Annotated in this window: 13 protein-coding genes and 1 tRNA gene; 11 read left to right on the forward strand and 3 right to left on the reverse strand. The window is 67.9% G+C overall.

Going from position 1 to position 11811, the window contains the following annotated elements; translation table 11 throughout:
* Positions 1-48: 48 nt before the first annotated feature.
* The 5 genes from HT102_RS05065 (at position 49) to phoU (ending at position 4531) form a co-directional block, all read left to right on the forward strand.
* Positions 49-121 (forward strand) — tRNA-Lys (locus tag HT102_RS05065).
* Between the two features lie 241 nt (positions 122-362).
* Positions 363-869 (forward strand): DUF937 domain-containing protein, encoded by a 507-nt coding sequence (locus tag HT102_RS05070; protein ID WP_192038308.1) that lies wholly within the window; start codon positions 363-365, stop codon positions 867-869.
* Between the two features lie 15 nt (positions 870-884).
* Positions 885-2036 carry a tRNA dihydrouridine synthase DusB gene (dusB, locus tag HT102_RS05075; protein WP_192038309.1) on the forward strand — a complete coding sequence of 384 codons (1152 nt, stop codon included), beginning with the start codon at positions 885-887 and terminating at the stop codon, positions 2034-2036.
* Between the two features lie 173 nt (positions 2037-2209).
* Complete coding sequence (locus tag HT102_RS05080; RefSeq protein WP_192038310.1) at positions 2210-3814, forward strand: LCP family protein; 1605 nt, start codon at positions 2210-2212, stop codon at positions 3812-3814.
* Positions 3815-3877: 63 nt separating this feature from the next.
* Positions 3878-4531, forward strand: a complete 654-nt coding sequence (gene phoU / locus HT102_RS05085) for a phosphate signaling complex protein PhoU (protein WP_192038311.1) — start codon at positions 3878-3880, stop codon at positions 4529-4531.
* A 31-nt stretch (positions 4532-4562) separates the two neighbouring features.
* Here phoU and mshD read toward each other — a convergent pair whose 3' ends face one another.
* Entirely contained in the window at positions 4563-5471 is a 909-nt protein-coding gene (gene mshD, locus HT102_RS05090; RefSeq protein ID WP_192038445.1) for a mycothiol synthase, read from the reverse strand.
* Positions 5472-5484: 13 nt separating this feature from the next.
* Positions 5485-6249, reverse strand: a complete 765-nt coding sequence (locus HT102_RS05095; protein WP_192038312.1) for a winged helix-turn-helix transcriptional regulator — start codon at positions 6247-6249, stop codon at positions 5485-5487.
* A gap of 146 nt (positions 6250-6395) precedes the next feature.
* On the opposite strand from HT102_RS05095, the gene HT102_RS05100 reads away from it, so the two are divergent.
* The 6 genes from HT102_RS05100 (at position 6396) to HT102_RS05125 (ending at position 10961) form a co-directional block, all read left to right on the forward strand.
* A complete protein-coding gene (locus HT102_RS05100; RefSeq protein ID WP_192038313.1) occupies positions 6396-7193 on the forward strand; it encodes an LmeA family phospholipid-binding protein in 798 nt (265 codons plus the stop codon).
* Positions 7190-7624 carry a thioredoxin family protein gene (locus HT102_RS05105; protein WP_192038314.1) on the forward strand — a complete coding sequence of 145 codons (435 nt, stop codon included), beginning with the start codon at positions 7190-7192 and terminating at the stop codon, positions 7622-7624. Before HT102_RS05100 ends, HT102_RS05105 begins: the two co-directional genes overlap by 4 nt.
* Before the next feature lie 239 nt (positions 7625-7863).
* Entirely contained in the window at positions 7864-8313 is a 450-nt protein-coding gene (locus HT102_RS05110) for a DUF4395 domain-containing protein (RefSeq protein ID WP_192038315.1), read from the forward strand.
* Positions 8314-8346: 33 nt separating this feature from the next.
* Entirely contained in the window at positions 8347-9186 is an 840-nt protein-coding gene (locus tag HT102_RS05115) for a sulfurtransferase (protein ID WP_192038316.1), read from the forward strand.
* Entirely contained in the window at positions 9186-9491 is a 306-nt protein-coding gene (locus HT102_RS05120) for a DUF1416 domain-containing protein (protein WP_149361620.1), read from the forward strand. The genes HT102_RS05115 and HT102_RS05120 overlap by 1 nt, the downstream gene beginning before the upstream one ends.
* 690 nt (positions 9492-10181) lie before the next feature.
* The gene (locus HT102_RS05125) at positions 10182-10961 is read left to right on the forward strand and encodes an FABP family protein (protein ID WP_408611307.1); all 780 of its coding nucleotides are present in this window, start codon (positions 10182-10184) and stop codon (positions 10959-10961) included.
* Between the two features lie 63 nt (positions 10962-11024).
* Here the strand turns inward: HT102_RS05125 and HT102_RS05130 are convergent, their stop codons facing one another.
* A complete protein-coding gene (locus tag HT102_RS05130) occupies positions 11025-11795 on the reverse strand; it encodes an SDR family oxidoreductase (protein ID WP_192038318.1) in 771 nt (256 codons plus the stop codon).
* Between the last annotated feature and the right edge of the window lie 16 nt (positions 11796-11811).

Raw genomic sequence — 11811 nt, forward strand, 5'->3', positions numbered from 1 at the left:
CTAAACGACCGCCGCGTTCGCTAGCATGAGTGCGTTCCCACAGAACACGCCCCTTTAGCTCAGTTGGTAGAGCTACGGACTTTTAATCCGCAGGTCCTCGGTTCGAGCCCGAGAGGGGGCACACCACTCCCCCGCCTGGGCAAACCCGGCGGGGGCTCGCTTCCTCCGCGCTCCTCGCGCTGCCACCCCGCCGGAAGTGTTACCGAATGCACCCTCCAGCCCGCCGTGAAGGGTGCAAAACCGCACACATCCGCGGCAGGAGCACCTCGCGGCCCGCCGCAGGAGCACCTCGCGGCTAGTCCGGTTCCACCCCGCGCGGTTATTGTCGTACGTGATTGCCCGCTTCGAGGAAAGGTCCCGCCATGGCCGCTTTCGACGATCTGCTCCGCCAGGTCCCCATCAGCCAGATCGCCCAGAAGCTCGGGGTGGACGACGCCACCGCCGAGGGCGTAGTGAAGCAGGCCCTGCCCACGCTGCTCGGCCGGCTCGACCGCAACGCGCAGGATTCGCAGGGCGCGGAGTCGCTGGCCCACGCGCTCGATGGCCGGGACACGACGCTGGCGGACCGCGAGATCGACATGGACGAGGTCGACACGAACGATGGCGAGAAGATCGTTGATCGGATCCTCGGCGAGGACAAGGACACCGCCATCCATGCGCTCGCGGGCAGCTCCGGCGGTGGCGATGAGTCGCTGGTATCGAAGGTGCTGCCGATGATCGCTCCGATCGTCATGGCCTACCTGGCGAAGCAGTACATGGGCAGCAAGGGTGGCCTAGGGGGCGTGCTGGGCAGCGTGCTGGGCGGGCAGCAGTCGCAGGGCGGGCTCGGCGGCATGCTGGGCGGCCTGCTCGGCGGGGGCAAGAACTAGCAGATGGTGGCATCCATGACTTCCCGCGCTCCGCTGCACATCGGATCGCTCGAGCTCGGCAGCCCGGTGGTGCTCGCCCCGATGGCGGGCATCACCAATGTGGCGTTCCGCACGTTGTGCCGGGAGATCGAGACAGCGCGGGCGGGGTCCACGGCGGGCCTTTATGTGTGCGAGATGGTCACGGCGCGCGCCCTGGTGGAGCGCAACGAGGCGACGATGCACATGACGACCTTCGGCCCGACCGAGACGCCACGCTCGCTGCAGCTGTACACGGTGGATCCGCGCTACACCTACGAGGCGGCGCGGATGATCGTCGAGGAGGATCTCGCCGATCACATCGACATGAACTTCGGCTGCCCCGTGCCGAAGGTGACGCGCAAGGGCGGTGGCGCGGCGCTGCCGTACAAGCGCAACCTGTTCGGCCAGATCGTGGCTGCGGCGGTGCGGGCGACGGAGGGAACGTCGATCCCGGTGACGGTGAAGTTCCGCATCGGCATCGACGCCGACCACCCCACGCATCTCGATGCCGGGCGGATCGCGGAGGGCGAGGGCGCGGCCGCGGTGGCCCTGCATGCCCGCACGGCGGCGCAGCGCTATTCGGGTGTCGCTGACTGGGACGAGATCGCGCGCCTCAAGCAACATGTCACCACCATCCCGGTGCTGGGCAATGGCGACATCTTCGCGGCGGAGGATGCCGAGCGGATGATGACGAGCACGGGCTGCGATGGCGTGGTGGTCGGGCGGGGATGCCTGGGTCGGCCGTGGTTGTTCGCGGAGCTGAGCTCCCGGTTGAATGGCAAGCCGGTGCCGGAGCCGCCGCGGCTGGGAGAAGTGGCAGAGATCATGCATCGGCATGCCGAGCTGCTGGTGGATCATCATGGCGAGCACAAGGGCACGCGGGAGATGCGCAAGCACATCGCGTGGTACTTGCGGGGGTTCCCGGCTGGCTCGGACCTGCGTTCGGCGCTGGCGCTGGTGGAGAGCCTCGCTCAGTTGAAATCGCTGCTCAGCGAGCTTGACCCCGAGGTGCCGTACCCGGCGGCGGCGGAGGGCCCGCGGGGGCGGCAGGGATCCCCGGGCAAGGTGATGCTGCCGGACGGCTGGCTGGAGGATCCGGATGATTGCGCAGTGCCGCAGGGCGCGGACCTGATGCACTCGGGCGGCTAGCTCGCCTGCCACATTCGCACCATGGGTCACGCGAGCCCCCAGGACTGGGGTATCGATACCGCCATGATGGCGCGTGCACTGGTATGCATGCTTACTCTAGTAGGTAGAAGCTTGCCCGCGGACCGGCCCCGTCGCCGGGATCGTGGTGCGCACTAGGACCCGAGGATGGATGAGTGAGCGATTCGCCTAGCAGCGGCACGCCCCGCGCGGCTGGACAGGTCGGCGTGGTCATGCCGCCCGCTGCCGTCGCGCACCGGCACCCGCGGATCCTCATCGCCGCCCGCATCATGATCGCGCTGGTCTCGCTGAGCGCGCTCGTCATCACCGGCACGGTGTGGAACTACATCCGCAGCACGGACAACAACCTTACCGTCGTCGAGGCGCTCGATATCGGTTCCGAGGATGTCCGCGGCATGGAGGACCAGGTCGGCGATGAGACTTTCCTCGTGGTCGGCGTCGATAGCCGCGCGGGCATCAACGCGCAGATCGGCGGAACCGGATGGATGCATGAGGGCGCCCGATCGGACACGATCATGCTGGTCACCATCCCCGCGGACCGCCGACGGGTGGTGGCGGTGTCGTTCCCCCGCGATCTGAACATCACCCGCCCCGAGTGCCAGCGCTTCGACAACGATTCCGCCACCTATTCCGAGGACTACGTGCCCTCGCAGCCCAACGTCAAGCTGAATGACGCCTACTTCACGGGCGGTCCGAAATGCTTGATCAAGTCGGTGCAGCAGATCTCGGGAATGAACATCACACGCTTCGTCGGAATCGACTTCGCGGGCTTCCAGGACATGGTCGACACCATCGGCGGCGTCGAGGTGTGCGTCACCCAGCCGATGTGGGATGACGAGCTCGGCCTGATCATTCCCGAGGCAGGCGAGCAGGTCATCGACGGGCCCACCGCCCTCGACTATGTGCGCGCCCGCCATGTGCCCACCGAGGGCACCAATGACTACGGTCGCATGCACCGCCAGCAGGTACTGCTGTCCTCGCTGCTGCGGGAGGTCCTCTCCAACCGTGTGCTGCTAGACCCCACCAAGCTCAACAACTTCATCGAGGCATTCGTCAGCCACACGTTCGTCGAGAACGTCGGCGCGGAGTCCTTGCTGATGCTCGCCCGCTCCATGCAAGGCGTCGACGCTGGCCAGGTCACGTTCCTCACCATTCCCACGGCGGGCCCGAACGAGCAGATGAACGAGATCCCCCGGGACCGCGACATCGATGCGATCTTCGACTCGATCATCTACGACTTGCCGCTCCCCGGCGAGGAGGATCCTGCCCCGAGCAGCAATGACAACGCCGACGATGCACCAGCCACCTCCAACGGCGAGCGGCCCGCCCCCAGGCAGGCCGAGCAACTCGACCTCGAGGCGCAGGAACCCAGCCAGGTCAGCGTGCAGGTCTCGAACGGTTCGCGCACCCTTGGCATCGCTGGGAGCGCAGCGAGCGCTCTCGCCGGGCATGGCTTCCAGATCTACAGCGTTGGCGACCACTCGCGCGTGCTCAACCAGACCGTGATCCGCTACTCGGCGGGCAACGAGGCCGAGGCCGCGACCCTAGCGTCCTCCTTCCCTGGGGCGATCCTGCAGGAACGCCGCGGGCTCGGCAGCATCGGCGAGGTCATCCTGGGCACCGACTTCGAGGCTTCGGTCTCGTCGCCGACGAGCCCCGGTGCCACCGTGTCGATCATGGAGGACGGTGTGGTCGTGCCGCAGGTGGCGCTGCCCGAGGATCTCTCCGTCACCAACGCTGGCGACCTTTCCTGCACGTGAATTCACGCGTCGTTCAACGCGCGCGAATGACGATTCCCACTCGGCAACGTAGGCTAAGTCACCATGCGAGCTGCCTACACCGAGAAGATCGCCGACCTGTCGTTCTCCCTCGCCACGATGTGCCGACAGGCCGATGCGGCGATGGCTTCGGCCACCCAGGCGTTGCTGCAGGCCGATCTCGCGATCGCCGAGAAGGTCATCTCCGACCACGACGAGCTTGATGCGATGCGCGCCTCGTGCGAGGAGAAGGCGTTCGCGCTCCTCGCCCTCCAGGCGCCCGTGGCCGGGGACCTTCGCTCCGTGGTCTCTGGCATCCAAGCCGTCAACGACCTTGATCGGATGGGGCGCCTCGCCCTCCACGTCGCGAAGATCACCCGGCGGCGCCACCCCAAGCAGGCGCTCCCGGAGGAGGTCAAGGCGTACTTCGCTGAGATGGGCCGCGTGGCCGCGCACCTCGCCAAGGGTGCCGCGGAGGTGCTGGAGAACCACGATGCCGAGCAGGCGCTGCAACTGCTCGACGAGGACGATGCCATGGACGACCTGCACCGTCACCTGTTCAGCGTGCTCATGGATCGCGAGTGGAAGCACGGCGTGGCCGCGGCCGTCGATGTCACGCTGCTCGGTCGCTACTACGAGCGATTCGCCGACCACTCCGTCGAGGTTGCCCGCAAGGTCATCTATCTCGTGACGGGAAAGATCCCGGAGGACGCGGTCTAGCACGCCCTTCATCTAGCCAGGGGCGCTGCGTCTAGCCGAGGGTGTAGGCCACGTCGGTGAAGAACCGCTCGAAGCCCAGGCCCTCATACGTGCGCAGGGCTGCCGTGTTATCCGACTCGACGTAGAGAATGACCGCGGCCAGCCCCTGGTCCTGCAAGTAGCGCAGGCCCTCGAGAGTGAGCGAGCGCCCGACGCCACGCCCGTGCGCGTCGGGATCCACCCCGACGATGTACACCTCGCCCTTCGCTGGCTCCGTGGCATCCGCGGGGTGCACCTTGGTCCAGTGGAAACCCAGCAGCCGAGCAGGATCGTCCTCATCAACGGCCAGCAGCAGGCCGCGCGGATCGAACCACGGCAAGCCGCGGCGCTCCTGCACATCATTGGTCGTCCAGCCGCCCTGCTCGGGATGCCAGGCGAATGCCGCGTTGTTGACCCGAACGATCTCGCTGTCCAGGGCCTGGGCGTCGGCGCCCAGATCGGCGTACGTGGTGATCCGGGCCCCCTCGAGCGGCGCCGGATCGGGCAACGGCTGCGCACCCTGGCCGAGCGGGCGCCGCATCTGCAGCAGCTCCCGGGTGCGCGCGAGTCCCCGGACCCCGGCCATCGCCCGGGCCGCGGCAAGATCGCCATGCGACCACACCTGGGCGCCCGTTCCCGTGATCGCGCGAATGGCCGAGAGCAACTTGCTGCCCACGCCGCGCCGCCGCTCCCCCGGATGCACCACGAGCTCGACGTTGGCCGTGCCGTTCTCCCAGCGCACGGGGGCAACCCCCACGACCGCGCCGTCGTCGACAACCGCGACGTTTCGTGATTCGATCTCCCCCGCGAGCGCGCGCAGCCCCTGCTCGGAGACCGGATCGACTTGATCGTGATCCCGCGCCGCCCCGAGCATCGCGGCCACCTCGGCCTCGCGGTCCTGGTCGAGCGGCACGATCTCCATCAGCGGCACTGCCTCACTGGTCCTCGTTGGTCGCTTCGTCGTCTGCCGCGCCCGGGTCGTCGTCGGCCGCGCGGGCGCTGGCGCTCGCATCCTGCGCCGCCTTGCTCGCCTTGGTCGGCCGCACTGCCTTGTAGCCGACGTTGCGCACCGTGCCGATCAACGACTCGTACTCGGCACCGAGCTTGGCGCGCAGGCGCCGGACATGCACATCGACGGTTCGGGTACCGCCGAAGAAGTCGTAGCCCCATACCTCCTGGAGCAGCTGCGCGCGCGTGAATACCCGGCCGGCATTGACCACCAGGTACTTGAGGAGCTCGAACTCCTTGTAGGTGAGGTCCAGCGGCCTGCCCCGGAGGCGCGCCGTGTAGGTGCCCTCGTCGATGATCAGATCGCCCAGGGTGACCATCCCGGTCTCCTCCTCGGGCGCCTGCATCGTCGTTCGGCCCACTAGCAGCCGCAAGCGCGCGTCCAGCTCCGCCGGGCCCGTCCCGGGGAGCAGGATGTCCTGGCTCCCCCAATCGGAGCTCACGGCGACCAGGCCGCCCTCGTTGAGCACCGCGACCACCGGTACCGAGGCGCCCGTGTTCGCGAGGATCCGGCACAGTCCCCGCGCCGAGGCAAGGTCACTGCGCGCGTCGACGAGCGCCACGTCCGCGTTGCTCGTCTCCAGCAAGGACGACACATCGGCCGCCGCGGGCCGGACCGTATGGGGCAGTAGAGCCAAGGACGGCAGGACCGCTTCCGGGTTTGGATCGGCCGTCAGCAAGAGCAGCTCCACGCCGTCCCCTTTCCTCTCTCCACTGGTAGCCAGCAGTCCGATCGTGTCCGGCCACGAGGCATGAACATCGCTCGAACCCACACAGACTAACGCGTCAGTCTCACAGTACGGACGTTGTACCGCCCGGTGTCAGTAACAATAAGGGAGTGCGCAAGTTGATCCTAGGTGTCCTCGTCCTCCTCGCCGCTGCCATCCTCGCCGAGCTCGGCACCGCAGCGTATACCGAGCACAGGATCTCCCGTGCCCTGCGCGACAGCGCCCAGCTCGACTCCGATCCACACGTCATCCTGCGGGGATTCCCGGTGCTCCCGCAGATCATCACCGGCGAGTACGACAAGATCGACATCCAGGTCGAGCGGGTGCCCACCGACTACGCCGGGCGTGTCTCGCTGGAGGCCGCCCTCACCGGTGCGCGGATCACCCCGGGCCGCTGGTACCAGCAGCGCATCACCGCCCTCGCCGCCGACGAGCTGACCGGCCGGGTGGTCATGGGACAGACCGAGCTCGGACGCCGCTTCGACCTTCCCGACCTGCGGCTCTCCTTCTTCCCCGTGACGTTCATCGACGCGTTCGACGCCGCCACCGAGGAGGTCATCAACCGCTTCCGCCCCGTCATGCTCACCGCCACGCCACCTGAGTCCATCGACGACGAGCCCGTCACCGTCGAGGCCCGCCTCCGCCTCGACGGCAATGTGCTCACCATCGAGCCCCTGCGCTTCTACAACGGCCCCTACCGCGACCGGGACATCCCCATCCCCGAGGAATTGCGCGAGCGAGCCCTGCGTTCCTTCAAGATGACCATGACCATTCCCGAGGTGCCCTTCAGCCAGCAGCCCGCCTACGCGTACCCGCAGGGCGGGCGCATCGTCGTCGAGGCTGCCGTCGAGAACGTCACGCTCGACCTCGACCACGACAGGGCATCGACCACGGCAGGACGGCCATGACCGGAATCATCATCCTCGGCAGCGCCACCGCGATCGCCACCGCGGTGGGGCTGCTCTGGCAGCGCCGGCACGGCAGCGTCATCGCGACCGGCCCCGCTACCCATGAGCGCGCGCCGCACCACGAGGGGCTCGCCGAGGCCGGAGTGCTCCCCGGCCACCCCACCGTCGTGCACTTCACCGCCGTCTGGTGCGGCCCGTGCGCGGCCGTGCGCCGGGTCATCGAGGACACCCTGCCGGAGTTCCCGGAGGTCACCCACATCGAGCTCGACATCGACGAGCACGCGCAGCTCGGCCGGGATCTCAGCATCCTCTCGCTACCTACCACGTTGCTGTTCGATACCCACGGCCACCAGCGCTTTCGCATACCCGGAGTACCCACGCGAGAAGCGCTGTCCGAAGCGCTCGTCTCAGTAAGTGGACAGCAAGGCTGACAAAACGAGAGAGCGCGGTATGGTGAGAAACGTGCAGACCAACCATGAGCTCATGCTCACCCGACGCCGCACGGTAGACCTGTGCCGCCTCGGTGGTTGTTGTTGTCTCTGTTCCTGAACCGGAACAGCATGTGACGCCCTAGGCGCCGCTGTTCCGCCACGCCCAGACGAATACCCGTCCAGGCCCATCGTTGACCCCGCGCCACGCGCGGGCGAATCAACACCAGGAGCAGATCTTCATGGCACTCACCCAGACCACACCCGGCATCGACGTGCGCGGTCCCCGCTTCTCCGCGTGGATCACCACCGCCGTCCTCGCCATCGTTCTCGCCACCAACTGGTGGCCACTCCTCGCTGCCCAGGCCATCATCTTCGGCATCGGCGCCACCCGCGGCCCCCGGCACACCCCCTCCGGGATGCTCTTTGGCCGCATCGTCGCGCCGCGCCTCGGCCCGGTCACCGAGCGAGAGCCCGCGGCACCGGTACAGTTCGCCCAGTTCGTCGGGCTCGTCTTTGCTGCCGCCGGACTCATCGCCTACCTCGCCGGCGCCGTCCTCGCCGCGCAGGTCCTCGTTGGGTTCGCGTTCGCCGCGGCGTTCCTCAACGCGGCATTCGGCATTTGCCTGGGCTGCCAGATCTACCCCCTCGCGGCACGCCTCGCCCCCACCGGGCGCGGAACCGCAGCGTAACCACCCGCGCACACCCCTCACGAAAGGAAACCCATGGCTCGCTCCGACGTCCTGGTCACAGCTGACTGGGCCGAGCAGAACCTGAACCAGCCCAAGATCGTGTTCGTCGAGGTCGACGAGGACACGTCGGCCTACGACGGAGGCCACATCGAGGGCGCCGTCAAGATCGACTGGAAGCAGGACCTGCAGGACCCCGTACGCCGCGACTTCGTCAACCAGGAGCAGTTCAACGCGCTGCTGTCCGAGAAGGGCATCGCCAACGAGGACACCGTCATCCTCTACGGCGGCAACAACAACTGGTTCGCCGCCTACGCCTACTGGTACTTCAAGCTGTACGGCCACGAGGACGTCAAGCTCCTCGACGGCGGCCGCAAGAAGTGGGAGCTCGACGGGCGCCCCCTCGTCACCGAGGTCCCCCGCCGCGAGACCACCGACTACAAGGCGCAGCCGCAGGACGTCACCATCCGCGCCTTCCGCGACGAGGTCATCGCCGCGATCGGTGGCAAGAACCTCATCGACGTGCGCTCGCCCGACGAGTTCTCCGGCAAGATCCTCGCCCCCGCGCACCTCCCCCAGGAGCAGTCGCAGCGCGCCGGCCACATCCCCACCGCCATCAACGTGCCGTGGAGCAAGGCCGCCAACGAGGACGGCACCTTCAAGAGCGACGACGAGCTGCGCGACCTCTACAAGACCGAGGGCCTCGACGACGGCAAGGACATCATCGCCTACTGCCGCATCGGCGAGCGCTCCAGCCACACCTGGTTCGCGCTCCGCGAGCTCCTCGGCTACGACAATGTCAAGAACTACGACGGCAGCTGGACCGAATACGGCTCACTCGTCGGCGTACCGATCGAACTGGGAGCAGCAAAGTAATGTGCGGAGCACCTGTACAGGGCCACAACCTGCCCTCCGGCGTTGACGCCGAGAAGGAAACAGTCATCACCGGCAAGGTCGTCAACCAGGACGGCACCGCGGTGGGCGGCGCCTACGTCCGCCTCCTCGACTCCACCGGCGAGTTCACCGCCGAGGTCGTCGCGTCCGGCAGCGGGGACTTCCGCTTCTTCGCCGCCCCCGGCAGCTGGACCGTGCGCGCCCTCTCCAACGCCGGCAACGGGCAGGCCACCGTCGCTCCCGAGAGCAACGGCGTCCACGAGGTGAACATCACCATCGGCGCATAGCAGCACCCAGCGCTAGCCACCTGCTAGCGCGCGCTAGCCACCGGCGCAGCCATCTTTGGATGGCGACACCGGAACCAACGCTGGCCCGGACCGTCACGCACGGTCCGGGCCAGTGTGCTGTTTTCGGGGCTTTGGGGCCTTGGGGCCGGCCTCCCCCCGCTGTGGCTGGTCGGCTGGCTCGGGACGGCTTCCCCCGCTGTGGTTGGCCGGCTGGCTCGGGCTGGCCGCCCCCGCTGTGGTTGGCCGGCTGGCTGGCTCGGGCCGGCCTCCCCCCGCGGTAGTGGAAACTTTTCCCGCTGGGAGGGGGAAAAGCTTCCACTGAGAGAGCAGCACAGCGCCGCCAGCGCAGCACACGCACCGCGGCGGGCGCGCCCCTCCTGGCGCGCAATGCTCGTGTAGCCACCACCCACCACCGGCTGTTGCCACCCTTGCGCTTTCCAGCCATGCAAATACCCGTGGCAGCTCAGCGGGTTCCCTGGCAGCTGCGCGCCAAGGGTGGCACCTCAGCCAGTAGCGAAGCACCCCGCGCCCCCATTGAACCAACCCCGCGTGGAAGGGCTCCGGGCGAGCCGATAGAATCACGGTCGTGGTGGTTTATATCTTCGAGGCCCTCCTGGTCCTGTCCAGCGTGCTGATCACATGGTTCGCCGTGTACGTGGTGTATCGCCTCGTCACGGACGAGCAGAAGCAGTGAGTGACGCGCACAATTCGAGCGATGGCGGCGCCGCTCACGAGCCAGCTGGTCACGAGCCAGCCGCTCACGAGCCAGCTGGTCACGAGCCAGCTGGTCACGACCCAGCGGGCCTGAGCGCGGCGGCACAGGCTGACGGTTCCGGCATAGCGCCGGCGCCGGGCAGCGGCAATGCCGCGGTCGAGGCCGCGGCGAAGCGCGCCCGGGAGACCGCTGCGCGCAATGTTCCGTCGCTGGGCGGCTTGCCCCTGCCCGCGGATACCGCCAACCTGCGCGAGGGCGAGAACCTCAACGATGCGTTGTTGGCGCTGATCCCGCTGGTGGGAGTGTGGCGAGGCACGGGCGAGGGCAATCACCCCGAATCTGGCGATTATCGCTTCGGCCAGGAGATCATCGTCGCCCACAACGGCGGCGAGTACCTGGCGTGGGATTCGCGCACGTGGGTGCTTGATGATGAGCAGAACTTCGTGGGGCCGGACCTGCGCGAGTCAGGCTTCTGGCGCGTGGCCGATCAGGATGGCGAGGAAGTCATCGAGCTGCTGCTGACCCACACCTCGGGCGTCGTGGAGCTGTACTACGGCGAGGCGTTGTCGCAGTCGTCGTGGGAGCTAGCCACTGATGTGGTGATCCGTTCGCAGTCGGCGGCCTTGATGGGCGGCGCGAAGCGCCTGTACGGGATCGTCGAGGGTGGCGATCTGGCGTACGTGGAGGAGCGCATCAACCCCGATGGGGAGCTGGTTCCACGCTTGTCCGCGCGCTTGCAGCGGTTCGTCGGCTAGAGCTCGCCCCCTCGCAGCTAGCCGCGCCCTGGCCGAGGGCGCAAGCACGCCCTCCCCTCGCAGCTAGCCGCGCCCGATGTAGGGCATCGTGGTGGCCATGAGCGTCATGAACTGCACGTTCGCGTTGAGCGGCAGATCCGCCATGTGCCGGACGGCCTCAGCGACGTGGCGGGCGTCAAAGGTTGGTTCCTGCTTGGTGGTGCCGTCGGCCTGGCGGGCTCCCGCCGCGAACCCGTGGGTCATGTCGGTGGCGGCGTTGCCGATGTCGATCTGCCCGCACGCGATGTTGTCGGGGCGACCATCCAGGGAGATCGATTTCGTGAGCCCAGTGATGGCGTGCTTCGTGGTGGTGTAGGCGGCCGTGCCGGGGCGCGGGACGTAGGCGGAGATCGAGCCGTTGTTGATGATGCGTCCGCCGTGGGGCCGCTGCTTCCGCATGGCCCGCATGGCTTCCGCCGCGCACAAGTAGTAGCCAGTCACGTTGGTGGTGAGGGTAGCTGTCCAGTCCTCGAACGCGATCTCGTCGAGGTTGCCGACGGGCCCGAACGTTCCCGCGTTGTTGACGAGCACGTCCACCCTCCCCCAGGCATCGAGCACCGCGGCGAACAATGCGCGCACGGATTCGGGATCGGTGACGTCGGCGGGGACGACGAGCGCGCCAGGATGATCGTTGGCGGTCTCGGCGAGGGTCGCGGCGTTGCGCCCGGCGAGGGCAACGCGGTAGCCGTGGTCGAGCAGCTCGCGGGTGATCGCGCGGCCAAGCCCGCTGCCGGCTCCGGTGACGACCGCTGCCGCTGGCGTCGCGGCGACCTGGACTGCGTCAGTGGTTCCCACCGTGGGCTCCTTATAG

It is taken from the genome of Lolliginicoccus lacisalsi (genome assembly GCF_014841105.1).
GTDB lineage: Bacteria > Actinomycetota > Actinomycetes > Mycobacteriales > Mycobacteriaceae > Lolliginicoccus > Lolliginicoccus lacisalsi.

What these genes read in the sequence shown, in the direction of transcription:
- mshD (WP_192038445.1), bottom strand. Translation starts at nt 5,471, where the DNA reads ATGGAGATCGTGCCGCTCGACCAGGACCGCGAGGCCGAGGTGGCCGCG.
- HT102_RS05105 (WP_192038314.1), top strand. Translation starts at nt 7,190, where the DNA reads ATGACCGGAATCATCATCCTCGGCAGCGCCACCGCGATCGCCACCGCG.
- HT102_RS05070 (WP_192038308.1), top strand. Translation starts at nt 363, where the DNA reads ATGGCCGCTTTCGACGATCTGCTCCGCCAGGTCCCCATCAGCCAGATC.
- HT102_RS05120 (WP_149361620.1), top strand. Translation starts at nt 9,186, where the DNA reads ATGTGCGGAGCACCTGTACAGGGCCACAACCTGCCCTCCGGCGTTGAC.
- phoU (WP_192038311.1), top strand. Translation starts at nt 3,878, where the DNA reads ATGCGAGCTGCCTACACCGAGAAGATCGCCGACCTGTCGTTCTCCCTC.
- HT102_RS05115 (WP_192038316.1), top strand. Translation starts at nt 8,347, where the DNA reads ATGGCTCGCTCCGACGTCCTGGTCACAGCTGACTGGGCCGAGCAGAAC.
- HT102_RS05110 (WP_192038315.1), top strand. Translation starts at nt 7,864, where the DNA reads ATGGCACTCACCCAGACCACACCCGGCATCGACGTGCGCGGTCCCCGC.
- dusB (WP_192038309.1), top strand. Translation starts at nt 885, where the DNA reads ATGACTTCCCGCGCTCCGCTGCACATCGGATCGCTCGAGCTCGGCAGC.